Origin of the sequence: Vibrio sp. St2 (assembly GCF_947311885.1) — a bacterium.
GTDB lineage: Bacteria > Pseudomonadota > Gammaproteobacteria > Enterobacterales > Vibrionaceae > Vibrio > Vibrio coralliilyticus.
Genome location: NZ_CAMZNA010000002.1, coordinates 881,425 through 906,938, shown reverse-complemented (window position 1 = coordinate 906,938; position 25,514 = coordinate 881,425). Strand labels below are relative to the sequence as shown.

Sequence of the window (25,514 nt, the reverse complement as noted above, 5' to 3'; positions counted from 1 at the left end):
TTTGCCAGATCATTAGATCATATAATCATTTAAGATCACTTTAATCAGAAAGATCAGTTATTTAAAACAACAAGTTTTTTCTTTATTTATGATCTGTTTTTCTTTATTCTTTCGGAACCATAGCGATATTACGGCTAGTGTGATACGGATCATAATAAATGAGTTCAGAAGAAAAAGTACTGATTAAGGCTCCAAGAAGCCATAAAGACGGACATATGTTTGAGGTGTCCGAAGCAGCAGTGAATTGGATTGAGCAATATCAGCACTTCAAAGGCGTCACTAAAAGCATAGTTGAACTTCTGAATCTTATTTCTTTACAAGGCTTCAGTAGCAAAGATGGACTAGTCTCTACCACAGAGTTGATTGATGCCACTGATGGTCAATTGACTCGGGCTGCCATTCAGCAACGTCTGCGAGCTGCAGTAAATATCGGTTTGTTCCAACAGATCCCGGTTCGTTTTGAAGAAGGTCTTGCCGGCAAAACCATGCTGCACCGTTTCGTAAATCCTAACCAATTGATCACTGCATTAGGCGCCACCAGCCTGATGACGGAATCCGTCAAACAGAGCGAAAAACAGAAACGCTCTAAGGCATTAGCACAAACTCATGTGAATAAGCGTCTGCTGAATGAACATGGCCTTAATACGCCACCTGCAATGAAAGATGAAGCGGATCAGTTTGTTGTGTCACCAACCAATTGGGCGGGTATCATTGATCAAGCATTGGCTCCACCGCGCACCCGTAAGCAATACCAGAAAAGCATGGTTTCGATCTCTGGCACTAAGGCAGTGATCGAAACACGATCGTCGAAAAACATTATGACGGTGGACGATCTGATGACGTTGTTTGCGTTGTTCACGCTTACCGTTCAGTACCATGATCACCACCAGCACCAATATCAATTGGATGCCAAGCAAACTCCCAATAAGACGCCATTATATATTACAGACATTCTTTCATTACGTGGTAAGAAGGATAGTGGACCTGCGCGAGATTCGATCCGCGACAGTATTGATCGTATTGAGTTTACCGATTTTCAACTGCATGAGCTGACGGGCCGTTGGTTGAGTGAGAACATGCCAGAAGGCTTTAAGAGTGATCGTTTCCGTTTTCTGGCTCGCACCATTACCGCATCAGAAGAGGCACCAACAGAAGGCGCTGACGGCGAAATTCGTATTAAACCGAACCTGTATATCCTCGTCTGGGAGCCTTCTTTCTATGAAGAGCTGCTAACCCGTGATTATTTCTTCCTGTTCCCGCCAGAAATCTTGAAGCAACATACATTGGTTTTCCAACTGTACAGTTACTTCCGTAGCCGGATGTCACGCCGTCATACTGATGTAATGCTACTTAGCACGTTGAACCAGAAATTGGCGCGCAATATCGAATGGCGCCGATTCTCTATGGATTTGATCCGCGAACTCAAGAAGTTATCCGAAGGCAGTGGTAATGAAGATCCGTTTGAGGTCAATCTTTGGGGTTATCATCTGACGATCTCCACGCTGGAAGAAGACGGCAAGATCAAAGACTATCAGTTCGACATTAAGTGCGATGCTGAAGAAGTCTTACGTTACTCCCGTGCGCGCACTACCAATGCGGGTAAACGCAACATGGCGCCGACCTTGCCAAACCCACTGCGTAACGAGATGGTCACCAAGCAGCAGTTGGATGAGATGTCACAGATCATTGACGGTGAGTTTGAACCTATCCAACGTAAAGAGCGCTCTCCTAAGGGCAAATTAGGACGGCGAGTCAAAGTGCGTAAGCATCTGGTTGAGATCAATGCCGATGAAATTACGATTACTCTCTCTAAATATACCTCTCCAGAGGCTCTAGAACGCTCTATAACGGCTTTAGCTGCGATGACCGGGCATTCTCACAATTCCATCCAAGAAGAGTGTCAGGAGCTCATAGAGAAGCTCGATTTCCTCAGGGTAGGGGAGGAGATCATCCCATACGAAACGCTCAGTAAGTTGATTGAGCTCTACAATGGTCAGAGTGAAAACAAACACTTATCCATTGAACGCCTGATTGCTGGCCTTGCGGTAAGACGTAAAGTTTGCAAACAGGTGCATGAAGGGCATTTGGACGAGACCGTCTTCAGGGTGCTTGACGAAGTGGCGGTATAAGTGAAGAATAGCCCGCGTTTTCTATCAGCCAGCAAACTCTTGCTGGCTTTTTTATATCTGTTTACTGCTTGATACAGGCTGTTACATACCTGTGGTGAATAGACATATCTACTACATTCCCCTGACAATGAACTGACATTGGTTGCAGTGGAGTTGGATAATATTTATCCCGAATAGACAACCTTTTGTCCTTTCTGATGAATGAGGGATTTGGATTATCCCTGATAGATTGGCTCATATTGTTACATTCATTCTGAATATTTTGCGAGTTCTTATGAACTCGCTTTTTTTTGCCTGAAATTCTTCTTTGATCGAAAGCATGATCAAGAGACATCCTTGATCATGCTTTCGCCTCTAAGCGATCTCCCTGTATCTGTTTGGTGTCTACTGAGTTTCGCTATCCCAGCCATAAAATCAGTAGCATGAATGTAATTTTATTATCTAAATCAGATTCTTATTCCACCTTTTAACTCATTCATATTAATTAGCACATGGTCATTTTTCGTTAATGGAAGTGTCACTTATTGCTCAAATGATGTCCCTCGCACTGCCAATGCAGTGATTCAGTTTGTTTATTGAATAATCGGGAAAAATGATGAAATTTGGGAAGCCTATACAAGTAGTACTTATCGTACTCAGCTGCTTAGTGTTGAGTGCCTGTAATGAAACAGAGACTGAAACCGATACCGTGGAGACAGTTCGTTCTCACTCTCATAATGATTACTATCGAGATGAGCCTTTTTATGGCGCGGCAGAGTTGGGTTTTGGGAGTTTTGAAGCCGATGTTTACTATGAAGAAGGTTATGAGGAGGTTCTGATTGCCCATGATGACGACGACCTTGTTCACGAGTGGAAATTTGACGAGCTTTATGTTCAGCCGATAGTTGAACACGTCAGAAATAACCAGAATCAAATGTATGATGGTTGGAACTACACCGCAGTCCTGCTGATTGATATCAAGACTCAGGATGTTCTGACTTGGCAGGCTGTGGAAGAGGTACTTGCAAAGTATCCGGATGTATTCAGCCGCTATCAAGATGGCAAAGTGTATCAAGGCCCAGTTACTGCGATCATCTCCGGCAATCGTCCGATCGAGTTGATGGATCAACAGCAAACCCGTTATTCGTTTGTTGATGGGCGACTGAGCGATCTTGATAAGGGCTATTCACCTACTCTAATGCCATTGATTAGCAACAATTTTGATTACTTTGATCAAGAACAGTTTGGTGATTTCAATGGGGAAGGGGAGTGGCCTGATGCTGCACTGGTGGAACTCGAACGGATTGTGACGACTGCGCATAGTAATATGCAGAAGATTCGTTTCTGGGCAACCCCAGAAGGGGATCCTGAAACCCATAACAAAATTTGGGGCGAGCTGACGAAAGCAAACGTGGACTACATCAATACAGATTTACAACAGACCCTACACGACTGGCTATTGCGCCATGATCCTCACCCAGATATGCCAGGGCTTAACTGGCTCGATCACCCAGACTGGCAATCCATGTACTAATGTAGTGCTGTTGTTTTCAAGGTAAATGGCAGCCTTGTCGCTGCCATTTTCTACTGAATGAATTTGCTACTGAATGATCTGCCTATCAATGCCGCTGTTCGTAAAGTTCTTGATCATCGTTCCGAGATTCATTCCAGCTTTGTGCGGCCATAAACTGGACGTGTGACTCAATCAGTTGATGTGATTGACTTTGCCAATGTGCTTCGGGGCGTTGATTGCAAAATTCTAAACTAAGCACCGTCAGGTTTTGTAGTCGTTTCATACACCAGTCTTTAAGTGCTAACTCTGTTTCTGGGTTACAGGCGCACAATTGAAGTTTGCTGTAGGCAAGCTGAAGATACTGGTAAGCTTTATCAGGTTGTGAGTAGCGCTCAAAATGGAAAACTCGCAAACAAGCATCCAGCCAGCAGGCAATGGCTTTACTTTGTAGCTCGCTAATCTCTGGGCCCCATACTTCGTCAGGCACACTCAGTACTAAAGCTTCAATACCTTGATCATGCTTCTGTGTTTGGTACCAGTTGTCGATGTGTGAAACCCAGTTATCAAGCGTCATCATGCAGCTTTAATCCAATGTTTTACAAAATGATTTGGACCAATTTGATCATAGCCTTGTTGCACTACCGCGCTGGTCGCGCGAATTTGATCAGCGTCTACAGAGTAGTTTGGTTCACTCTTGACCAGATTACCAAACGGCAGATCAGGATCCGGTACCGCAGAGATCAGCAGCTTGGTATAAGGATGTTGCGGATCGGTTAAGATCGCCTGTGTGTCACCCCACTCAACAATCTGGCCTTTGTACATCACGGCGGTTTCTTCCGCGATGTAATGAGCGGTCGCTAAATCATGTGTGATGTACAAAAAGCCGATACCCAGCTCTTTTTTCATTCGTTGCATCAGGTTAAGCACGCCAAGCCTGATCGATACATCAAGCATCGACGTCGGCTCATCAGCCAATATCACTTCCGCGCCAACTGCTAGTGCTCGCGCTAAATTCACCCGTTGTCGCTGGCCTCCGCTTAACTGGTGAGGGTACTTTTCTAATGTGTCTGGCGCGAGTTCGACTAAGTCCAGTAACTCAGTCAATCGTTCCGGGATGGCGTGGCTGCTCTTAACCTGCTTATGGATCTTAAGTGGGCGGGTGAGGTGGTGAGCAATGGTATGAGTTGGATTAAGTGAGCCAAACGGGTCTTGAAACACCATTTGCACTTTACTGCGATAATCAAGCAGGGCTTTTCGACTCTGGATCTGTTCAATGTTGTTGCCGTTAAACAGGATCTCTCCTGATGTGGCAGAGTGGACTTTGGTGATCAAGCGTGCACAGGTGCTTTTTCCACAACCAGACTCACCGACCAGCGCCAGAGTTTTGCCTTTGTGCAGACTAAAACTGACGCCTTGAAGTGCTTTAAATCTATCTTGCGCGGCGAAACCACCGCCAATCGTGAATTCTTTGACAACATTGTTGAGTTGGATAATCGGCTGGCTCATACCGTGGCTCCTTGCGTGTGGTGCTTACCTTGATGAATGTTGGGGAATGACGCCCATAGTTTCTGTGTGTAAGGATGTTGAGGATGGTTACGGATCTGCACCGACTGATTGATTTCCACGATCTCCCCGTGGAGCATGATGGCAATCCGATCACACAACTGGCTCATTAGTGCCAGATCATGGGTAATGAACAGAACTGAGAAGCCAAACTCTTCACGCAATTGATAGATTTGTTGCAGGATCTCACGTTGCACCACGACATCCAGTGCGGTTGTGGGCTCGTCCATAATGATGAGCTTTGGGTTAAGCGATAACGCAATCGCAATCACAAGTCGCTGGCGCATGCCGCCGCTGAACTGATGAGGATATTCGCTTAACCGTTCACGTGGAATATTAACCAGGTCTAGCAATTTTTCCGCTCTGTCTTTCGCCTCAAGGTCACTCATGCCTTTATGGTGGCGCAACACGTCGGCAAACTGCTCCTGAATCGGCAAAACGGGGTTTAGCGAATTCATTGCACTTTGGAAAACCATTGCAATTTCGCTCCAACGAATCGCGTTTATCTGGCGATCTGACAGTTTAAGCAGATCCTGACCGTCAAAATGGATTTGCCCCTCAGAGATGAACGCGGGCGGCTTGTGGAGACGATTGATTGCAAAAGCGATAGTGCTTTTGCCACAACCTGATTCTCCCGCGAGACCGAATATTTCACCTTTGCCTATATCAAAACTGACGGATTTCACCGCGCGAAAGTCGCCGTTGTCCGTTATGTAATCGACGCACAAATCACGAACCTGAATGATCGGGTCGTGATGTACCGCATGCGTTAGCTCTTTATCACTCATAATCACACTTACCTAAAAATAAAGGAGAATGATTATCATTAACTGTTAATTTTTGACTGAAAAGAAGTGGTGATGAAAACAGTGAAGTTACTCGAAAAACGCTCAGTATGTGAACAGGCTTGTCATTTGTGAGGGAGAAGTACTACTGGAGTTGGCGTGAAAAGTGAGAGCTGGATCGCCTTACAAATATTAGGGGGAATTCCTTAAATGTACTTCGCCATTTGGCCACGCGCAAAGCTTATTTATACAAAAAACAGTAACTGTGTACGAACTATTAGCGCAATCACATTATGAAGCTAAAATTCTTAACAAGGGCGGCGAGCTTTTGCTACAGATTAGCTGTCCCTTGCATGGTTTGTTCGGAGGTTACAATGTCCATTAATTCTATTGACCATGATGAAATGACTAAAATCACAGACAAGTGGGACTTCACGGAAGAAGTACAATCACAGAAGCCAAGCAAAAGTGTTAAGTCGGCGGAGGCTCGTCGTCGTATTGAAGCATTAAGAGAGATTCGCGAAAGCGGCTTAACCATAGAGGAAGCGAAAGACCTAGGCATACTGCACTAGATGTGATGACAGTGATAATCGACGTAAGGGTGGCTCAAATAGCCACCCTTAATTTTTCTTTTTTTGATCTTAGTTAACTCACTCGCCGCGCTTTGATGTCCATTTAAGTCACGAATGTGCTATATTCCCTCTCCATATTTTTGCAGATTCAGCCCCTTTGTATGTCGATTAATTTATCTACCCTCCCGGCCAACGAAAAAAACAAAATTGAGCTTGATAAACAGGCCTCATTTTTAGTCTGGAAGCTGCGTGAAGCGAAAGCAGGGCCAGATGAAATTGATCAGCAAGCGGATAAAATCAGAGATGAAGATGAACGAGCATCTTTTCTCGAATCTGTAGCCAAGTACAAGCGAGTGATGGGTGTCGCCTGACGTCCTGTGTGCAAGACATCGAGAAATTGAAATGGTCTCGATTTTTGCTAAAATCCTTCGCGTTAAATTGAATTAGAGAGAACATCCCGATGGGAAGAAGTTTTGAAGTGCGCAAAGCCTCGATGGCGAAAACAGCTGGCGCAAAAATTAAAGTTTATTCCAAATACGGTAAAGAAATTTACATGTGCGCGAAAAATGGTGGTGCAGACCCAGACATGAACTTGTCTCTTAAGCACCTGATCGCAAAAGCGAAAAAAGACCAAGTTCCTGCACACGTTATCGACAAAGCGATTGATAAAGCCAACGGTGGCGGCGGTGAAGACTACGTTCCAGCACGTTACGAAGGCTTCGGCCCTGGCGGTACTAGCGTTATCGTTGATTGTTTAACAGATAACGGTAACCGTACTTTCCAAGATGTACGTCAGTGTTTTGTTAAAACAGGTGCGAAAATTGGCGTTGAAGGTTCAGTTTCGCATATGTTTGATCACCAAGCGGTATTCCAGTTCAAAGGCGATGATGACGAGATCATTCTAGAAACGCTAATGATGGATGATGTGGATGTTACTGACGTTGAACTTGAAGATGGCGTGATTACGGTATTCGCTCCTCACACTGAGTTCTTCAAAACTAAGACTGCTCTAAACGGCGCTTTCCCAGATCTAACGCTTGATGTCGAAGAAATTACATTCGTTCCTCAAACTCACACACCTGTTGCGGGTGAAGATGCAGAGAAATTCCAGAAATTCCTCGACATGCTAGATGACTGTGATGACGTTCAACAGGTTTACCACAACGCTGAGCTGTAATGTCAGGCACACTAACATGTGCTAAAAAATTGCTAAAAAAGGGATCCTCGTGATTCCTTTTTTTGTTTCTGAACACTGAGAAAACTCATCATCTGATTAGATAAATCGTTGTCTTTTAGGTAATAAACCCTTTCAATAGATGCTGGTTAGATAAGGTACCGGACGACAGATGAGTAAACGACTTGCGATATTTCTTAGCTGCTGCGTAGCATTTCCCGCTATTTCTGCACAAACGGATGTGCTCGAACGAGCCAACACACTCTATGAACAGGGTGAAAAGGAGCAAGCCAAATCGTTATACATGGTCGCCGCAGAGCAGGGCAGTGCTGAGGCGCATTTTAGGCTCGCTTACCAATACATCCTGTCTGACCAGCAGAGTGCCTATCACTATCAGCAAGCCGCTTTGCAAGGCCATCAAGAGGCACTAGACAACTACCTTGAGAAGGTGTTCTTTAGAGCGGGCAGTATATCAATGTCAGACCCTAAAAGTGCGCTCGAGACTTATCAGAAGGCCAAACAACACAACCCCGTTTTATCAATTTATGATGAAGAACAGAAAATCCAAACGATTCGCTATGCTGCAGAGTTACCTGAGCGGGACGTAGAAGCGTTTTTCGAGAGGTATGGCGTAAAGGATGAAGATGGCGACTGGCCATTTTATGATGTTTGGGAGCTGGCAGAACAGGCCTCGCGTGAAGGGAGTGTATTTGGCAAACCCGATCCAGAGCTCGTTTTCTGGCTCATCACCCGTGGTGGTTGGGTTCCCGCTGAGCTGTCATATGCAGTCAAAGATTACTATCAGCACTGGAAAGATAACCAAGTGGTGCCGTTCGATCTATGTCAATACGTGACAAGTGGAGCAGGGATGGGGTATTGCGCTCAGCGAATCGCGGACAAGCAAGAAAAACAGCGCCAGAGTGCTCTGAGTTCTTTAAAGGCGCAACTCTCAGGTAACTATTCAGGATTGATGGAGGCTGCTTATAACGAAATGACGACCTTTGTCACTCTTAAAGCACAGCAAGAAGAAATGCATGGCGGTTCTGGGAGAGCTGCGTGGATAACGGATTCCATCCAAGAACAGAAAAACGATTACCTAGAAGCTTTGGAAAAAGCGGTTCGGGGCAACATCGAGAGCGTACCTACACCTCTGGCAGAAACGGATAGGCGTCTAAATGCGACTTATCAAGAAGTGATGGACTATCTCAAGCTGCCATCACCAGAGTATACGTTGCCAAAACCTCAATCTTTCGAGTTGCGAGAGGTTCAAAGGCAATGGATAAAGCACCGGGATGCGACCTGTCGTTTAGTGGCTGTGCCCCATCCGTCGCTAAAAGAGCAATGCTTAAATTGGCTTACTGCTCAAAGAGAGCGGCAACTGCGCGACATCATCGTTCAATAACCATATCAAAACTGGGAAAAAGGGAGTGGCAACGAGACGCTCCCTTCAATCTCAAAAATCCATCGTTAGGCTTGTGATACAGCACCTACTCCTGCTAGCCAGTACGAGAGCTTACGTATTAGCGGTAATACGGTCAGGTTGAGTACGAGTGCTGCTGGCCATGCAAGAATAAAGCTGTCGAGCCAGATCGCTGGCCATTCGCTACTAAAGCCAAGTTTATAGCCAGAAATTAATCCAGACATGATGACGGCCATAGTCAATGAAGAAAGTAGGGCTGAAATCCAAAAATGTTTGCGACTCATATTTCGCCTCCTCTGCTTGTTCTTATGCTGTCATTAAGGATATAACTAGCCATAAGTGAAAAAAATAAGCAGGTTTAGAAGCATGAATTCCATATTTGGAAATATCGACGACCTTTATTTGTTCTGTTGCGTTGTAGAAGAAGGTTCTTTACTGGCTGCGTCTAAGAAACTGCAATTGCCAGTATCAACTATGTCGCGTCGACTCTCGACGTTAGAGCAGCGTCTGAATATCAGATTGCTTGAGAAGAAGGGCAGGGAACTGGTCGCAACACAAAGTGGTGTTCAGGCGTTTGAGTTGTTGCAGAGCGGTATGGAGTCGATCGAGTCTGGCTTTGGCCAAATGGTCTCAGATACGCAGCAAGTTTCCGGCAAGATAAAGTTAGCGATCCCACACAACTTCTACCGCGCTTTTGTGGGGGATGTCGTTGAGCAGTTTTTGGTTGATTACCCCAAAGTCTCACTCGACTTAGTGCTCAGCCAGGAGCAAGCCGTTCCCCAAACTGACCGAGATTTATTGATCACCTTCGATTTGGCAGAGATGAATGACATGATAGCCAGGCCTTTGTTTAAAGCTCGTCATGCATTCTTTGCCAGCCCTGAATACTTGGAGAAGGTGGGGAATGTGGAAGATTTACAGCAGTTCAGCAAACTGGATTGGGTTAGTGTCGATCATGCATTAGACATCTCGGTTTACGAACAGGAACGTTTAGTTGATGTCATGACTGTTAAACCTAAGTTGATTGTTAACGATATTCTGGCGGTATGCGGAGCGGTTGAAAAAGGGTTGGGTGTGGCCTCTTTACCGTTTAGGCATGTTCATAAAGGGATGAATATTGTCCGGGTTCTGCCTCAGTATCAGCGTAGTGTGAGACAGGCGTATCTGGTATACAAGCAAAGGCGCTACCAACCTAAGGCGTTGAACTTACTGGTTGAGCGTTTAATGAGTGGTGTGGAGAAAATGCAGGAACCAACGCATTTTACAGTGTAAAACCAACCTAATAGAAAAGATAAGGAAAGGACGAGCAGATGGATAAAGTGGTCATCGTTACAGGAGCGGGAAGAGGGATTGGAGCAGAAACCGCTAAGCTTCTTGCGCGACAGGGCTACGCGGTGTGTGTCAATTATCTTAAAAACCACCAGCGTGCTGAAGAGGTTGTAGAGGCGATAACTCAGTCAGGTGGTCGTGCGTTCGCGCATCAGGCGGATGTGTCTGATGAAGGTCAAGTTGAAACTATGTTCAGTGCCGTCAACGCTCGTTTTGGTATGGTGACTCATCTGGTGAACAACGCGGGTGTATTGTTCCAGCAAACGACATTGAATAAGGTCGATGTAGGCCGATTTAGACAGGTGATGGAATCCAATGTGGTGAGTTGTTTCCTGTGCTGCAAAGCGTTTATCAATCAACTGGATGCTTCAGGGGCGATTGTCAACGTCTCTTCGGCAGCATCAAGAACGGGTGCGCCGTTTGAGTATGTCGATTATGCAGCATCGAAAGGCGCGATGGATTCCTTAACTAGAGGTTTATCTCTAGAGCTGGCTGAACGTGATATTCGAGTCAATGGCGTCAGGCCGGGCTGCATTTACACTGAGATGCACGCCGATGGCGGTGAACCAGGGCGTGTAGACCGACTCGCTTCTCAAATTCCGCTTGGACGTGGTGGTACGGCACTAGAGGTTGCTCAGTCGATAGCATGGTTGTTGTCTGACGAAGCGTCGTTTGTGACCGGTTCGTTCATCGATATAGCCGGTGGAAAATAGGGTGATTGAACTGGCCATCCAGGTTAACCAGATGGCCATTTTATCGAATCATTTAGCGTAATAAGGGCAAGTGCCCTGTTTTGACCAGAATGATTGTTTCCTGCTCAACAAAAGGAAAATGCTCGCTCATATGTGGGCTGCGTAACCAGCTCCCTTTTGGGTAGCGGCCATGTTCGTCGGCGAACTCTCCTGAGAGGACAAAGATCTCTTCACCGCCAAAATGTCGATGCGGCTGAAATCTTTCTCCCGCTGGCCATTTCACTAAAGCGACGTGTTCATGTTCGAACTCATGCAATGGCATTACTTCAAGGCCGCCAATTCCAGGTAACCAAGCTTGCGTGTGGGTGTTCACCCTGATGCTCGCGCTATCTCTCTCATCAAACTGATTCAGTTTCACCAAGATGGTACAACCTTGATCGCTGAAAGGAGCGTGTTGACTGCCTGGTGGATTACGCAGATAGGTGCCTGCGGGGTAGTCCCCCTGTTCATCGGAGAAGATACCTTCCAAGACGAATATTTCTTCTCCCACTGGATGTGGATGCGTGTTGAAACGAGAGCCCGCATCGTAGCGTACAACACTGGTTGTATGACCGGATTCTGCGTCTTCTCGCTCTAGCGGTTTGCGCCAAACGCCTTTGGCTGGGCTAGCAACCCAAGGCATCGACTCAGTATCAATTACGACGCGCTGGGCAAAGTTCATATTGAGCATCAGTTACTCCTTAGGTTGATATGCATTAGTTACGGCCTGCGATCACGCCGCCATCCACGTCCCAGACAGCTCCTGTTACCCAGCTTGCCTGATCCGAGAGCAAAAAGCTGATGCTGTTCGCCACATCTGCCGCGGTTCCGACTCGTCCTATCGGGTGAAAATCGTTAAAGCTTTCCAAAGCCTGATCGACTTCTTTAGGGTCAATAAACGCTTCATAGATGGGAGTTTTTACTACGGCAGGCGAGACAGCGTTGACTCGAATATTATAATCCGCCAATTCCATCGCTAAGTGCTGAGTCAGCGCATGCAGACCCGCTTTAGCCATTGAGTAGGCGGAAGAAGGTGTGGCTTTAATCGCTTGTTTCGCCCACATGGAACCAATATTGACAATACTACCACGGTTGGCCTGAATCATCTTTTGCGCAACGGCCTGCATGATTTGAAATATCGCCTTATTAAGCTGGTGGTAGCGATCATAATCTTGTTCAGTATGGTCAATGAAGGCTTTGGGATTAAAGTAGCCCGCAGCATTGACTAAATAACCGATGGTTTGTTGAGAATCTTGGATGTTTTGCACAAGTTGCGAGACAGAGTCTGCATCATATAAATCCGTCTGATGCGTTTTTACCATGCCCAACTCACCAAGCTCGCTAGCCGCCTGTGCTAGCTTGTCGGCATTTCTTCCTACTAGCGTGACTGGGACTTGATTTTGTAGCAGTTGCTTGGCGGTTTCAAAACCCATGCCGCTCGAACCACCAATGATGAGTGCTGTACCTTGATTACTGTATGTCATTTTTCTTTCTCCTGACTGATTCGGACGTGCTAATATTAGGAGCAATGTAAATCACTGAATAGTAAGTACAAATCAGTAGGGTAGGTACTTTTTGGTACATCTTTATGAATAACAAAGAAAAACTTTTTACGAGAAAAACTGCACCCCAAAGCAGTGCCCGAATGGTGGAAGCAATCTATGGCTGCAAATGGTCGCTAACGGTCTATCAATTACTCGCTGCAGGTGTAAATCGACCGGGAGAAATGGTGCGCAATGTTGAGGGGCTATCGACGAAGGTGTTGAACCAGTGTCTTAAGCGCAATGTGGAGTTTGGAATACTCGATAAAGTGATTTATAACGAGTTGCCACCAAGGGTGGAGTATCAGGTGACAGAGTTCGGAGAGAAATTTTTAGCCATTCTTGAACAGCTGGAAGCCTTACAAGACGAAATCGATCAAATCGGGTGAGCCACAGTGACTCACCCATACATTGGTTAGCCCGCCAAACACATCATGTTACTTAAGCGTTGATGACTGGTGCTACCTATGTCATTACGATCGCAAACTGACAGTAGGTCCTCAATAAAGTGACTCAAAGCTCTGGCCTCAACACGGCGCACACCTTGCTGCTGAGCGTCAGTCAGATAGTCATAGACTGAAGCTGCCCCGAAATCGCCGAATATCATCTCACCTTGTGCATTGATCAACACATTGTGGGCATACAAATCACCATGACAGACTTTGTTGTCATGCAGGTGGCTGAAAACGTTGAGCATTTGATCAACGATGTATTCGATCTTTTTGGCACTAAGGATAAATTCCGGTTTGAATACATCACGCGTACAGGTGTTTAGAGTCGGCGGCAATCCCAAATTAAAATAATCTGATGGGATTAACTCCATGACGAGCGCAAGGTGGTTATCTTTGCTCAACTGTGCAATCGATTTGACTAGGTTAGTGTGATGTCCAGCCTGCAGACAAGCTTGTAACTCATCTTGCGGGTAACCGTCACTGGTTACTTCGCCTTTAAACACTTTTACCGCTACTTCTGCTGGGAAATCAAAATCCTATATCGAGCCAGTTTGCGTGTGAGATTACCCCAGAAGCGCCTTGGCCAAGCACGTGATTCATTGAATAACTGGCCGATGAGATCTGAGGGACACTTTCGTTGTGTGACAGACGCTCACAGAATGGGTTGCCTGCAAATGCCATCCAAGCCAGTTTTGGCAGCTCAAGCAAGACTTGAGGAAACACATCGAGTTGGTTGGCTGACAGCCTGACTAGCTCTAAGTTAAGCAAATTTTTAAAGCTCTTTGGCAGAGCCGTGATCTTGTTACCCGCTAACGCCAGTTTTTGCAGTCGTGGTCTATGGCCTAAAGATTCTGGTAGTTGCTCTATTTGGTTATCTGTCAGAATCAGCCAGCGGAGTTGCTCTGGTAGAGATTCTTCCGCAACACGGACAATTTGATTGCTCTTAAAACCAACCATTTCTAACCGTTCACATTGACCGAGTACCAAAGGAAGACGGGTAAAGCGGTTATTGGAAGCAAAAACAATCTTGAGTTGGGTAAGTTCAGTCAGCCATTCCGGCAGTTCACACAGTAGGTTGTTGGACACATCGAGGATCTCTAAGCTGTCAGATAACGTTAAGATCTCTCGTGGTAACTTAGTTAATTGCTCAGAAAGCTGAAGGCGCTGAATGCCTGCCAGCTGGCCATTTCTTAGTTGTTCTACTGTATGCAAACTTGTCTGCCTATAAATGTTTGGGGATGGAAAAGAGCGCGTATTCTACGCAGTAAATGGATTAAAGGCGAGACAAGGACGATGCACCTGGTACAAGAGGCGCTCGTCACTACGTTATTGCTGGGTGAGTTGTCGATAGCTCAGTATGGTCAGCAGAGTGAAAAACGCCGGGTCACTCCAGCCAAAACCGACGAAAATGCCGACAAACCCTGCATAGCCAGTGATCACTACGCCAAGCAGGTTAGTCACCACCAGAGCTTTAAACAGCTGGCGCATTGTTTCTCTGTGTTCAATGTGGCGCAGTAACAAACTGACAGCGGCCACCCCGCCCAAAAAGATGCTGGTATGTTGAGATAAGAAGTAGGCGTATCGATCATTGATTTCTACGCCATACATCGGCCACATCACATGGGGCAGAAAGAATAGGGCGATAGCAAAGGCAGTATAAATACCGCCATGTAGGGTTAGGAAGGTTTTGTTGTTCATTGTACTACCTGCTGATTGACAGGGCCTTGGTTTATGGCTGTCAGTGGTTGGTTGATGTCGAAGATAATGCCGCGTACTTCTGCGACCCCCATTTGTTTTAAGCGTGCAGCGTGCATCTCAAGATAGCGTTGAGCGCTGGTTTCATCTTTAAACAGGTAGATTCCACCGCCGAGCTTTTCAGCTTTACTCTCAGTCCAGATTTTCCAGATCATGCCCGGTTCGCGATTGATTGACTCAGCCAGCTTTATCAGCGCCTGAGACATTTCTTCTCCCATCGGACCGTGGTATTCAAAATCGACTTGCAATAGTTTCATGATGGTTTCTCCGTAAGTGGTGTTTGGTTGCTGTTGGGATGATTGTTGCCTATAAAAAATAAACAGAAAAGTTCATAATATTGCGTGTAATTGTCTAAAAAACTGACAGGTAAAAGCGGTGAGATTAAAAAGCACGTTAGAGCAATGGGTCACGCTTCGTGAGATAGACAGAGCTGGTAGCATTCAGGCCGCCGCGGTCGCACTCAATAAGAGCCATACGACCTTGATTTACTCGGTCAAAAAGCTGGAAGAGCAACTCAGTGTTCAGCTTGTTGAAGTAAAAGGTAAGCGAGCAACTTTGACTGACCATGGCCAGTCTCTGCTACGTAGAGCAAATAGCATGCTGGATCAGGCAAGAGAACTTGAGGATCTTAGCCAGCAGATCGCAGCTGGAGTTGAGTCTGAAATAACTGTTGCAATGGATCACTTGTGCGATCCGTCTTTGCTCTATCGTCCAATGGTACATTACCTCAGGCAAAACAGCGCGACTTCGATTCAGGTTGTGGAAACGTCACTATCGAAAACATCTGACATGGTCACTAGTGCACAGGCTGATATTGCCATCATTACCCTGCCAGTGACCAACTATCCGGCTCAGGCATTTTCGCTGACCAGCATGGTTCCTGTTGTGTCGACCGAACACCCGCTTGCCCAGCAAGCGAGTTTAACTATGGCTGATTTCGCTACGCATTGTCAGATTGTTATTCGCGATCTTGGTGCGTCTCAAACCAATGAGCAGGCGCAAAATGTCGGCTGGCTGAAATCCAACCAGAGAGTTACTGTCGATAACTTTGACCATGCCTTTCGGGCGGTAGAGCAGGGTGTGGGTTTTTGCCGTTTGCCGACTCACATTGTTGCCAAGCGAAATCAGGGACAGTTGCAGGTACTTAATGTGGAGGAGAGTGACTGTTATCAGGTCCCGCTCCATCTTACTCTACCCAAAGGGGCCAAAACCGGCCCAGCAGCGCGGTGCTTCTATGAGTTATTGCTGAATGGAGCTTGGTCAGAATCTGGTGAAAAATGCCAGTAGTGAGATGATCAGCGAATACCTGCCCAGCGAAAGCGTTACTATGGACGCTAACTTTGGATTTTTGAAGGGCAACGTAAATGCAACCTTGGTTAGATTGGGCTAAACAAATTAAAGCTATCGCACAGGCTGGCGAAACGTATGGTAGAGATAAGTACGATTTGGAGCGCTACCGTCAGCTGGACGAGATTGCCCATCAAATGTTTGCTCACTTGAGTGGCAGCTCAGTTGAGCAGGTACAGAAACTGTTTATTCCGGAATCAGGTTACCCAACACCAAAGATAGACCTGCGCGCTGCAGTGATTAAGGATGGAAAAATACTCTTAGTCAGAGAAAGAGAGGATAATTGCTGGACGCTACCCGGTGGTTGGGGTGATGTATGTGAAACACCGAAAACAGGTGTTGTGCGTGAAGTATTGGAGGAGTCTGGTTATGTGGTGAATAACCCTCGGCTGGTGGCGGTGAAAGATCGTGCGATACATAACTATCAACCTGAGTTTCCGTTTCATATCTATAAGCTATTCTTTCTGTGCGATTTTGTATCCGGTGAAGCGACGACTAATATTGAGATTTCTGAGATTGAATTTTTTGCACCGGATGAGCTTCCTCAACTCTCCCAAGGACGCGTATTAGTCGAAGACATCGAGATGATGTTTGACTATCTCGCCAACCCTGATAAGCCTATTTACGTTGATTAACAGTGAGAACTTGTGTTTACAGTGTAAAGTGAAACGCCATGACATTGTCATGGCGTTTGTGCTTATTGGTGGTGAATGCTCTTAATTATTTGACCCCGAGTATCGAAAGGCTTCACGTGTCAGTTTATCGAGCTCAGTATGGTCCATGTCACTATGCACGACGGTAATGCGGCCAAGATAGATCTGTGGTATTTCTTCTGCTCGACTTTCCAGATGAAATTTGATGGCTTCAGCTGTTGCGACGCCGAGATCATCGCTCATGCGCATCGGCGTCGCATCTAATTCATCAGAGCGTATTTTTTCAATTTCTTTCGCTGTTCCACCCCAGCCAGTCACATAAATGTCAGAGAGCTTCCCTGCTTCCCCTAAGGCATCTACCGCGCCCATTGTCATCGCAGTATTCGCGTTGTGAATCATGGTGACTTCAGGGAAATTATCCAGCACCAGTTTGACACCATCAGCGCCGCCGAGTTTTTGGTACTGACCGAAATGCTCATAGGCTGTCAGCCAGTCTCCTTTTTCTTCTACACAGTCAATAAACCCTTGAGAACGTTGGGTATCTGTAATGCCAGGAATACCTCGATTGGCTGCAAAGTCGACCTCGTTACCTAGGTGTTTGACAACGTGTTCACATAATACCTCTGCGCCCATTGCACTGGAGAAATCAAACCACGCATCTGGCTGGTGCTGCCACTGAGAATCTGGAGTATGGAAAGCCCAGATAAAGGTTTTGAACTTATCGGAGGCAGACAACTTCTGGATGTTTCCTGACTGTAAGCCGAGTTCGGACGGGCCAAAAATCACGAAATCGTAGGGCTTAGCAGCGTTTAACACCTGTTTGGTGTATTGCGTTTGCAATGAGTGTTCGATTTGCTTAGAGGTGTATTGAACGATTTCAAAAGGTACGTCGAGATCTTCGAGGCGTTTGACTAGAGCCGTGTAGTTGCGTACCCAGAAATCAGAAATATCCGCACTTGGGTAAATTAAGGCGATTTTGATTGGTTTATCGGCTGAAGGCCTGTTTAAAGGGACCGGTTCCCCACTGACTGTCTTTTGAAATGTTTCAAGCTTGATTTTATCTTGTTGAGTGTGGGAAGTCTCTGAACTAAAAGCAAAAGATGAAACACATAGAGTCCCCGTCAGCACGGCTGTTAGCACTCTATTAACGTGAAATCGCATACTTGTTACCAAATGTTTTGATTGTGTATTAACATTATTATAAATATATAAAAATTATGAGTTAAAGATTTTTATAATTAATATGCATAAAGTTTTAAATTTGGCGAGCGTGTTGCTCGCCTCTGTTTGTAGCTTGCCGTTATTTGCAGACACAACTGACACCGATTTTTTTACCTATGCCAAAGATAAAGTAACGCTTGCAATAGCTAGCGATCAGGCGTGGGATGGACCTAGTTCTGGCCCTAAAATTGTTCACGACAGAAACATCATTTTCGTTGCTTCAGACCTTCGCAATGGCGGTGTGTATGGCGTTGCGAAAGGCATGTCTGAGGCTATTTCTCACTTGGATTGGCACTTAAGGTTTATTGACGGTCTCGGTTCAGAGGTGCGCCAGGGGGCCGCCATAAGAAAGGCGATTGGTTTTGAACCCGATGCGATTGTGTTAGGTGGCATTGATGCGCACCGACATAAAGATATTCTCAAACTTGCTGAAAGCTTAGGCATTACGGTTATTGGTTGGCATGCCACGGAGCTAGCAGGGGGCAACCCAGATATTGGCTTGTACATGAACATCACCACTGATCCATTGGCTGTTGCGGAGGTAGCTGCATTACTGGCCATCGTTAACTCCAATGGCTTAGTGAATGCGTTGGTGTTTACCGATCCGAACTACAAGATCGCGACGATTAAGTCTGATGCTATGGTTGCGGCAATTGAGCGCTGCGAAACGTGTAAAGTGTTAGAGCTCAAAGCGCTACCGTTGGATAAAATTGCTGAACAAATGCCAGCTGTTCTCGATCAATTGTGGGAAAAACATGGCGATGAAATTACCCACATACTCGCCATCAACGATCTGTACATTGATTACGCGATTCCTTCTTTGGAGTCGATTTTAGAAGAGAACAAGCCTATTCCACAGAACATCTCTGCTGGAGATGGCAGTAAAGCTGCGTACAAGCGTATCGACAGTGATTTCTTTCAGCTTGCCACTGTACCTGAGCCCCTTTATCTACAAGGTTGGCAAATCATTGATGAGCTTAATCGAGCCTTTCATAACATGCCGCCTAGCGGTTACTCCGCCCCTGTACACCTAGTCACGCCTGACAATGTTGCAGAGTTAATCAGTCAAAAAGATACGGGGATTTATGATCCGCAAAACGGCTATCGCGAAGCGTATCTGAGTATATGGAAGTCGCAATGAAATTCAGCCCTATCAACCTAACTCAGCGCTTGATTGTTTCCAACCTGCTTTCTTTGCTGATCGTCAGCTTCGCTGTGTTTATGGTCATCCGCTCGCTCCACTCTGTTGAGTCGACCTTGAAAACGGAGACCACATCGCATGTGTCAGATCTGATCGTGAACTCCGAGATCAGTCGGCGGGTATTTGCTCTGACATCACGGGTTAAGCTGCTTGAGCAGACGTTCTTGTTCAGTGAAACCACCTTGTCGGAAGAAGCTTTTAATGTCGACTTCCAACTTCAGCGACTGCGCGACCTCTCTACTAATCAGGAGTTCTCACTTAAGATTGATGCATTTATCGAGAGCTTCCATCGCTTTCTGGGTAGTTCTTTAGCGTTAAATCGTATTCTTAAGCAAACTCATGAGATTGACGACACCTTAGCAGAGCAGCTGGATCAACTGGAACTTGCGATTGCTGACAGCAAACTTCGCCACATTAATGAGCCTGACTTTATGCGTTATAACAATGAGTTAGACTTAGTTAACATGTTACGCGAAGCGTTTCTATCTGCTGGTAAAATGGTCGGTGACATACACAGCCGAATCACCCCTGAAACAGAAAAAGTGCTGTTGATTGAAGTCGAAAAAGAGCTCGATATCTTCCTGCTTCATCTGGAAAACGTCGATATCAAAACCGAAGCGGTTGTGTCACAGAAGAAACGTATCAATCGTACGGTTAAACGCTATAACGCAGCCTTGAGACGTATCCGCGCTAACCTAGAACAGCGTTGGATTGTGATGGCCTCGCTGGTGGATGCACAAACTCAGCTACTGAACATGGTGGAGAACACGGAAGCACGAGTACTAAATCAGGCGCTTGAGTTAACCAAAAAGCTGGAAAAAGAGATAGAAGCATCGCGACTCAATGCCGTAACCATGAGTGTTGCTGCAGTTCTGCTGTCAGTATTGTTGGTGAGTCATGTGGTGCGTCGTCATATTCGAAAACCACTTGATGATTTGAAGGACGGTTTTGATCGCCTTGAGTCTGACTCAATTAAAAAACCGATCGACTTAGGGCGCCAAGACGAGTGGGGACACATAGAAAGTGCCTACAACAACATGGCTTCTCGCCTGTCAGATGCTTATTTAGAGCTGCATGATGAGAAAAAGAATTTCGACTTTCTCGCGCACCATGATCCGCTGACTGGTTTGGCTAACCGCTTACTGGCAACGAAACAGCTTGAACGTGAAATCGCACAGAGCAAACAAAGTGGCGCTCCTTTTGTTCTGCTTTATCTAGATACTGATGAGTTCAAAACCATCAATGATTCTTTGGGTCATGCTTCTGGGGACAACTTACTAGTAAACATTTCTGAAATTCTGACGAAGATTATTGGAGACTCAGGGTTTGTCGCACGTATGGGCGGTGATGAGTTTATGATTGTTATCTCTGATGCCAATCTCAAAGATGGTGAAGCCCTGGCGGAGCGAATCAACAAAGCGCTGCGCAAGCCGTATTACATTGAAGACAATCTGATTTTTGTCTCTACCAGTATCGGTGTATGTGAGTTCCCACTCCATGGTAAGGATGGTGAAACCTTAGTACGTAATGCGGACACGGCTATGTACCACGCGAAACGATGTGGCCGAGACCAGTACAAAGTCTACGCGGATAAGATGACCCATGAAGTGACGGACTTGGTTGAGACCAATATAGGCCTTCGTCAAGCGATTGCTAATGAAGAGCTAGTGGTGTATTTCCAACCCAAGGTGGATTTAGACTCAAACACCATTGTTGGGGCCGAGGCATTGGTGCGCTGGAATCACCCTAAATTGGGGATGCTGCCGCCAGCTGAATTCCTCGAAGTGGCCGAGAAAACGGATTTAATTACTGAGATCGATAAATGGGTATTCAGAAAAGTCGCGAATCTGATCACCCAGTGGCAGCGAGCGGGTATCGATCTGCAAGGTGTGCTGTTCTCTATCAACTTTTCTGCGCGTATGTTCTATCGAACTGATTTAGCTGAACAGTTGCAACAGATATTGGATGACACCGACTGCCAGCCGCATCAGTTGCTACTGGAAATCACAGAGCGCGATATGATGCGTGATTTTGAAACCTGCGTCAGAACTATTGCGACCTTGCGTGAGAAAGGCTACAAGATTGCGATTGATGATTTTGGAACAGGCTACTCTTCACTGTCGGTACTCAAAAATCTGTCAGCAGATTGCATCAAGCTTGATCGGAGTTTTATCGAAGATGTGAATTCCTCAAAAGTTGACTACGAAATTACCCGAGCGGTGCTTAAGTTGGCACAAATTCTTGAGTTTTCAGTGATTGCCGAAGGCGTAGAAACCGAGTCTCATGTAGAGACTCTACGTCAGATTGGTTGTCGATGTGCACAGGGGTATTACTTTGCTAAACCTCTGCCAGTCGAAGAGTGGATTAACTATCTTCATTCAATTGAACAGTCAGCCATTGTCTCTGACACCTTCAGTTAATCAAAAAGGGCCACATTGACGTGGCCCTTTTCAATAGGTGTAATCTGCTCAGCTAGATTTACATTGTGCTGGTGACGGCTTGTTTTGTCTCAGTGCCAGTATAGCCTGTGGCAGAAGCGACATCACAATCATGCCAATCATCAAGCTGTACTGGAATGGGCTAAAGGATTCACCCAGCAGCACTAGTCCCGTTAAGATGCCAGCAATTGGGTTGGCAATACCACCAAAGGTAAAGTCTACCACTGTCATGCGTTGCAGCAGCCACACGTACATACCGTATCCCAGTGCCGTGTTAAGACCTACCACCCACAATAAACCTAAGCCATTTCGTAGAGAGAAATTCCCCAGTGCGTTGCTGTATTGCGCTGGGTCCACGATAGCCTGAAATCCTGCCGCAACAGACAAAATTGCACCACCGAGAATCAGTTGCCATGTCAGTACTGTCCACCAGTGCATGCGATTGCCCAATGACTTGGTCAGAGAGCTACCCGCAACAATACACATGATGGCAGCCAGCATAGCGCCCAAACCAATTGGGTCGAGGCTGATGGAGCCTGGAGAGAATAACATCCACGCCAGACCAACCAACGCAGCACCACAGACAGCCTGAATAGAGTTTGGGCGGTTTTTGTTGACCACCCAGTTGTACACCATGGCAAAAACCGGTACAGACACCATACCGACACCTGAAATTGCCGAAGGCAGTGTTAATGCCATAACAAAAATCAGACCGAAGAAGGTCGCAATGTTAATCAGTCCAAGACTGAAGAGAATCTGCCAGTCTCCTTTTTTTGGCAGAGACGGCTTAATCATCAGTAACAATAGTCCGGCAGGCAATGCTCGAATGGCGCCAAGTAGTAGTGGAGGCCAGTCGGTCAAACTATACTGTGTCACTGCGTATGTTGTTCCCCAGAAGAAGGCGGGGATCATAGCCAGTAATATATTCATAATCTTTTATCTTTACGTTAAGATATTTTTGCGTGAATGTACGCCTAAAAGTTCTGTTTGTAAAGTATCTTTATGTTAAGATACTTCGAAACGTCATTTTCTTAGTGGAGAAATCTGTTCATGGACGCTATAGATAGAGTGGTCGATCAATGGGCAAAGGAAAAGCCCGAATTAGATACTGAACCCATGGCCATCATGGGCAGGCTGCTCAGAATTGCCAAATATATGGAAACGGAAGTCACGCAATTACATAAGCGTTATGACTTAAAGCTGGGTGAGTTTGATGTACTGGCGACCTTACGTCGCAGTGGCTCACCATTCCGCCTGACCCCTTCTGAATTAATTGATTCAATGATGCTGACTTCTGGTGCGATGACCAATCGTCTGGATAAATTAGAGTCTAAAAGCCTGATTGTGCGTGAGCACAGTAAAGAAGACCGACGCAGTGTTACTGTGCAGCTGACGGATGAAGGTTTCACCTTGATTGATAAAATCATTGAAGAGCATGCTGAAGTGCAGCAAAAACTGGTAAAAGGCATGAACTCGAACCAGAAGCACCAGATTAATCAGATCCTCAAAGGTTGGCAGACTCAGTTCGAATAACCTCAAATCATGACCCGATGGGCGCTACAGTTGGTGCCCATCGGGTCAATCTTACCTAACTTTACTTATCTTGTTGGCTGTTAGAGCTTTCTTTATCCGCCTGACGGTAATCTTTGCTTTTATCGTAAAGATCGAGCGGTTCTAACGTGCTATAGAAGGCGGCGACATTCTTCATGTCCTGATCGGACAAAGATTTCACCACCGACTGCATATACAGATCCTGACGCTTATCTGTTTTGAACTCGTGTAGCTGCTTAAGGATATAATTCGCCTTTTGCCCTTTTATGTTCGGGTATGACTGGACGAAAGGGATGATTTTGTCGCCATGGCACTGGCTACAGAGGTTGGTCACTAAGCTCTCTCCCGCCGCGATATCGATGATAGCTTTAGATGGCTGCTCAGTATCGGATGGATTCTCGACCGACAGTGCGTCTGATGGTTGTATCGGAGCTGCTGGCTCCTCTGAACAAGCAGACAGTACTGCGATACTGAGCGCAGATACACCTGTCAGGCAAAGCGCGTGAAACATTGAGCGTGTCATTGTGTTTCTCCCCGCATTGGCGGCATCAAAGCACTTTCAATCGGCTTACGGCGATACTTGTTCATATCGATGCCCTTGTCCTGATAGTAGGTACTGAGGTAGTTGAGTACCGGATCCCAAGTGTCTGACAGATCCCACAGCCCTTGTGTGTCCACCATCCACTGAATCGTTTCTCGCCACTGCTCCTTATCACCGCTGTTCTGAGCCACAATAAGACTCGTGTGGCAGGCGTTACATTGACCATTCACCAACTCCCACCCCGGTGCCATGATCAGCCCAGAAGCTTTATCGACACCGTATTTCTGCTCCGGTGTCAGCTTGGCTTCGTCTTCCGCTTGCACACTGAGTGGAGATAACGCCAGCAGTGAGGCGATAAACATCGCACGAGATTTGCCTGTAGCCCTTTTCATCACGACACCCTGATGGCAATGCGATGACAACCGTTGAACAGATAACCTTTAGGGTTCCATTGCGGTTGGACGACAGGCTGGCTGTCGCCTTCGCTGTCCGTTGCTTTAGCCCAGATCTCATAGTAGCCCGCCATTGGCAGTTCCAAATCGGCCTGCCATTGTTGCCATGCGCCTTTGTTGACGGGTTTCTCCAGTTTAGCGTCACGCCATGTCGTGCCATAGTCATAGCTCACCTGAAGCTTCTCCACGCTTCTCATACCTGCCCATGCATGGCCGCTGACCGTGACGGTTTTACCCAGAGCAAACTCAGTGCCGCTTTTGGGAGAGGTGATCAGTGATTTGACGATCATCTCCTCGATAATGCGAAAGTCTTTGTTGTCGACCTTCTCTCCGGGAGCGATCGGATATTTTGGCACCTGATAAGCCGGGGCTGCCATTTTGTGGCCATCGTGGATTTGGTTGCGAACGCTGATCCCAGTGGCGCACTTTTGTGAGACGGAAGCTGGTCGGCCGGCAAAGACGACGCGCAGTGGGTAACCATGCAAATAAGGAATTGGTTCGCCGTTCATGGCCCACGCGATCAGTGCGTTGTCGTTCATCGCGGCTTTGATAGGCACGCCACGCGAGATGGCTTCGCCTTTGCCGCTCAAGTGCTTGTCAAAGCCATGGTTGCCTGTGTAGACCGCATCATCTTTGATGCCACAGTCATTGAGCACATCACTAAGCAATACGCCTGTCCATTCGGCACAATACACGCCAGCGTTGTTCCACTGGTTACCCTTAGTGCTTGGGTAGAAGTTATTGCGGCTGTTACCGCCGCACTCTAGTACCAAGCTCTGGGTGTGATGCTTGAACTTAGACTTGAGCTCAGCAATGGTGTACGTCTTGCTTTGCTTGACCGACTCTCCCTTCACTTCAAATGTCCAGGTCTCTGGGTCGATTTGAGAAAAATCCGGCATTTGGCCATTCCAACGCACAAAAGGCACTCCTGCTGGTGTGACAGGAGTCGCGAGCATGCTTTCTGGCGGATAAGCATTGAGGGGGTTCGTGTTGAGTACCGTGTAGTAATCCGGCAGATCTTCCGCTTTGGCCCATGTCAGTGCGCTGATATCCAAAGCCGCAACGTTTTCCGGTCGATTAGCAGCAAACACCCAAGATACAGGTAACGCAGATACGGCGGTGGCGGAAAGGGCCGCCTTGAGAAATTGTCTTCTATCTAAACTCATG

General features: G+C 46.4%; 27 protein-coding genes and 1 pseudogene. 14 read left to right on the top strand and 14 right to left on the bottom strand.

Annotation, left to right across the window (positions count from 1 at the left end; translation table 11 throughout):
- The first annotated feature begins 158 nt into the window (after nt 1-158).
- Together QMA41_RS10595 and QMA41_RS10590 are read left to right on the top strand one after the other, a co-directional pair.
- Nucleotides 159-2,129: a replication initiator protein RctB domain-containing protein gene (locus QMA41_RS10595; protein ID WP_019277407.1), complete on the top strand. Its 1,971-nt coding sequence runs from the start codon at nt 159-161 to the stop codon at nt 2,127-2,129.
- Between the two features lie 595 nt (nt 2,130-2,724).
- Nucleotides 2,725-3,642, top strand: a complete 918-nt coding sequence (locus QMA41_RS10590) for a phosphatidylinositol-specific phospholipase C/glycerophosphodiester phosphodiesterase family protein (protein ID WP_021456167.1) — start codon at nt 2,725-2,727, stop codon at nt 3,640-3,642.
- Nucleotides 3,643-3,727: 85 nt separating this feature from the next.
- Here the strand turns inward: QMA41_RS10590 and QMA41_RS10585 are convergent, their stop codons facing one another.
- The 3 genes from QMA41_RS10585 to QMA41_RS10575 are packed head-to-tail and all read right to left on the bottom strand — an operon-like array spanning nt 3,728 to nt 5,972.
- Nucleotides 3,728-4,198 (bottom strand): transcriptional regulator, encoded by a 471-nt coding sequence (locus QMA41_RS10585; protein WP_281629607.1) that lies wholly within the window; start codon nt 4,196-4,198, stop codon nt 3,728-3,730.
- Nucleotides 4,195-5,127, bottom strand: coding sequence for an ATP-binding cassette domain-containing protein (locus QMA41_RS10580; protein ID WP_281629606.1), 933 nt, complete (start codon nt 5,125-5,127; stop codon nt 4,195-4,197). The genes QMA41_RS10585 and QMA41_RS10580 overlap by 4 nt, the downstream gene beginning before the upstream one ends.
- Complete coding sequence (locus QMA41_RS10575) at nt 5,124-5,972, bottom strand: ABC transporter ATP-binding protein (protein WP_281629605.1); 849 nt, start codon at nt 5,970-5,972, stop codon at nt 5,124-5,126. Before QMA41_RS10575 ends, QMA41_RS10580 begins: the two co-directional genes overlap by 4 nt.
- A 371-nt stretch (nt 5,973-6,343) precedes the next feature.
- Between QMA41_RS10575 and QMA41_RS10570 the strand changes: the two genes are divergently transcribed.
- The 4 genes from QMA41_RS10570 to QMA41_RS10555 all read left to right on the top strand — a co-directional run bounded on the left by QMA41_RS10570 (nt 6,344) and on the right by QMA41_RS10555 (nt 9,117).
- Nucleotides 6,344-6,541 carry a hypothetical protein gene (locus QMA41_RS10570; protein WP_281629604.1) on the top strand — a complete coding sequence of 66 codons (198 nt, stop codon included), beginning with the start codon at nt 6,344-6,346 and terminating at the stop codon, nt 6,539-6,541.
- Between the two features lie 161 nt (nt 6,542-6,702).
- Entirely contained in the window at nt 6,703-6,912 is a 210-nt protein-coding gene (locus QMA41_RS10565; protein ID WP_006959884.1) for a DUF3283 family protein, read from the top strand.
- A gap of 89 nt (nt 6,913-7,001) precedes the next feature.
- Complete coding sequence (locus QMA41_RS10560; protein WP_019277412.1) at nt 7,002-7,718, top strand: YebC/PmpR family DNA-binding transcriptional regulator; 717 nt, start codon at nt 7,002-7,004, stop codon at nt 7,716-7,718.
- A gap of 169 nt (nt 7,719-7,887) precedes the next feature.
- On the top strand, nt 7,888-9,117 hold the full coding sequence (locus QMA41_RS10555; protein WP_281629603.1) for a lysozyme inhibitor LprI family protein: 1,230 nt from the start codon (nt 7,888-7,890) through the stop codon (nt 9,115-9,117).
- Nucleotides 9,118-9,182: 65 nt separating this feature from the next.
- On the opposite strand, the gene QMA41_RS10550 is transcribed toward QMA41_RS10555, so the two are convergent.
- Entirely contained in the window at nt 9,183-9,419 is a 237-nt protein-coding gene (locus tag QMA41_RS10550; protein ID WP_281629602.1) for a DUF2798 domain-containing protein, read from the bottom strand.
- 82 nt (nt 9,420-9,501) lie between these two features.
- Here QMA41_RS10550 and QMA41_RS10545 point away from each other — a divergent pair, with 82 nt between their 5' ends.
- On the top strand, nt 9,502-10,407 hold the full coding sequence (locus tag QMA41_RS10545) for a LysR family transcriptional regulator (protein ID WP_281629601.1): 906 nt from the start codon (nt 9,502-9,504) through the stop codon (nt 10,405-10,407).
- 38 nt (nt 10,408-10,445) lie between these two features.
- On the top strand, nt 10,446-11,177 hold the full coding sequence (locus tag QMA41_RS10540; protein WP_281629600.1) for an SDR family oxidoreductase: 732 nt from the start codon (nt 10,446-10,448) through the stop codon (nt 11,175-11,177).
- A 52-nt stretch (nt 11,178-11,229) separates the two neighbouring features.
- Here the strand turns inward: QMA41_RS10540 and QMA41_RS10535 are convergent, their stop codons facing one another.
- Nucleotides 11,230-11,886, bottom strand: a complete 657-nt coding sequence (locus tag QMA41_RS10535) for a cupin domain-containing protein (protein ID WP_021456172.1) — start codon at nt 11,884-11,886, stop codon at nt 11,230-11,232.
- Between the two features lie 25 nt (nt 11,887-11,911).
- Nucleotides 11,912-12,679 (bottom strand): SDR family oxidoreductase, encoded by a 768-nt coding sequence (locus QMA41_RS10530; protein ID WP_281629599.1) that lies wholly within the window; start codon nt 12,677-12,679, stop codon nt 11,912-11,914.
- Between the two features lie 104 nt (nt 12,680-12,783).
- Here QMA41_RS10530 and QMA41_RS10525 point away from each other — a divergent pair, with 104 nt between their 5' ends.
- On the top strand, nt 12,784-13,125 hold the full coding sequence (locus tag QMA41_RS10525) for a helix-turn-helix domain-containing protein (protein WP_019277418.1): 342 nt from the start codon (nt 12,784-12,786) through the stop codon (nt 13,123-13,125).
- Nucleotides 13,126-13,151: 26 nt separating this feature from the next.
- Here the strand turns inward: QMA41_RS10525 and QMA41_RS10520 are convergent.
- The 3 genes and pseudogenes from QMA41_RS10520 to QMA41_RS10510 form a co-directional block, all read right to left on the bottom strand.
- Nucleotides 13,152-14,400, bottom strand: a pseudogene (locus QMA41_RS10520) (leucine-rich repeat-containing protein kinase family protein).
- A gap of 114 nt (nt 14,401-14,514) precedes the next feature.
- Nucleotides 14,515-14,886: a hypothetical protein gene (locus QMA41_RS10515; RefSeq protein ID WP_281629598.1), complete on the bottom strand. Its 372-nt coding sequence runs from the start codon at nt 14,884-14,886 to the stop codon at nt 14,515-14,517.
- A complete protein-coding gene (locus tag QMA41_RS10510) occupies nt 14,883-15,200 on the bottom strand; it encodes a monooxygenase (protein ID WP_064486839.1) in 318 nt (105 codons plus the stop codon). Before QMA41_RS10510 ends, QMA41_RS10515 begins: the two co-directional genes overlap by 4 nt.
- A 118-nt stretch (nt 15,201-15,318) precedes the next feature.
- Here QMA41_RS10510 and QMA41_RS10505 point away from each other — a divergent pair, with 118 nt between their 5' ends.
- Both QMA41_RS10505 and QMA41_RS10500 read left to right on the top strand, forming a co-directional pair.
- Nucleotides 15,319-16,230, top strand: a complete 912-nt coding sequence (locus QMA41_RS10505; protein ID WP_281629597.1) for a LysR family transcriptional regulator — start codon at nt 15,319-15,321, stop codon at nt 16,228-16,230.
- Between the two features lie 77 nt (nt 16,231-16,307).
- Nucleotides 16,308-16,925, top strand: a complete 618-nt coding sequence (locus tag QMA41_RS10500) for an NUDIX hydrolase (RefSeq protein WP_281629596.1) — start codon at nt 16,308-16,310, stop codon at nt 16,923-16,925.
- Nucleotides 16,926-17,006: 81 nt separating this feature from the next.
- Here the strand turns inward: QMA41_RS10500 and QMA41_RS10495 are convergent, their stop codons facing one another.
- Nucleotides 17,007-18,104, bottom strand: coding sequence for a substrate-binding domain-containing protein (locus QMA41_RS10495; RefSeq protein ID WP_043009699.1), 1,098 nt, complete (start codon nt 18,102-18,104; stop codon nt 17,007-17,009).
- An 82-nt stretch (nt 18,105-18,186) separates the two neighbouring features.
- Here QMA41_RS10495 and QMA41_RS10490 point away from each other — a divergent pair, with 82 nt between their 5' ends.
- Both QMA41_RS10490 and QMA41_RS10485 read left to right on the top strand, forming a co-directional pair.
- Nucleotides 18,187-19,305, top strand: a complete 1,119-nt coding sequence (locus tag QMA41_RS10490; RefSeq protein ID WP_172857372.1) for a substrate-binding domain-containing protein — start codon at nt 18,187-18,189, stop codon at nt 19,303-19,305.
- Complete coding sequence (locus tag QMA41_RS10485) at nt 19,302-21,785, top strand: EAL domain-containing protein (RefSeq protein WP_006959856.1); 2,484 nt, start codon at nt 19,302-19,304, stop codon at nt 21,783-21,785. The genes QMA41_RS10490 and QMA41_RS10485 overlap by 4 nt, the downstream gene beginning before the upstream one ends.
- Before the next feature lie 48 nt (nt 21,786-21,833).
- Here QMA41_RS10485 and QMA41_RS10480 read toward each other — a convergent pair whose 3' ends face one another.
- Complete coding sequence (locus tag QMA41_RS10480) at nt 21,834-22,733, bottom strand: DMT family transporter (protein ID WP_038156899.1); 900 nt, start codon at nt 22,731-22,733, stop codon at nt 21,834-21,836.
- A gap of 120 nt (nt 22,734-22,853) precedes the next feature.
- On the opposite strand from QMA41_RS10480, the gene QMA41_RS10475 reads away from it, so the two are divergent.
- The gene (locus tag QMA41_RS10475; protein WP_006959854.1) at nt 22,854-23,336 is read left to right on the top strand and encodes a MarR family transcriptional regulator; all 483 of its coding nucleotides are present in this window, start codon (nt 22,854-22,856) and stop codon (nt 23,334-23,336) included.
- Nucleotides 23,337-23,397: 61 nt separating this feature from the next.
- Here the strand turns inward: QMA41_RS10475 and QMA41_RS10470 are convergent, their stop codons facing one another.
- From QMA41_RS10470 to QMA41_RS10460, 3 genes are read right to left on the bottom strand one after another with little or no spacing between them, the layout of a single operon-like run.
- Entirely contained in the window at nt 23,398-23,877 is a 480-nt protein-coding gene (locus tag QMA41_RS10470; RefSeq protein ID WP_281629595.1) for a cytochrome c, read from the bottom strand.
- A complete protein-coding gene (locus QMA41_RS10465; RefSeq protein WP_019277429.1) occupies nt 23,874-24,287 on the bottom strand; it encodes a hypothetical protein in 414 nt (137 codons plus the stop codon). The genes QMA41_RS10470 and QMA41_RS10465 overlap by 4 nt, the downstream gene beginning before the upstream one ends.
- The gene (locus tag QMA41_RS10460; protein WP_281629594.1) at nt 24,287-25,513 is read right to left on the bottom strand and encodes a molybdopterin-dependent oxidoreductase; all 1,227 of its coding nucleotides are present in this window, start codon (nt 25,511-25,513) and stop codon (nt 24,287-24,289) included. Before QMA41_RS10460 ends, QMA41_RS10465 begins: the two co-directional genes overlap by 1 nt.
- Nucleotide 25,514 lies beyond the last annotated feature (1 nt).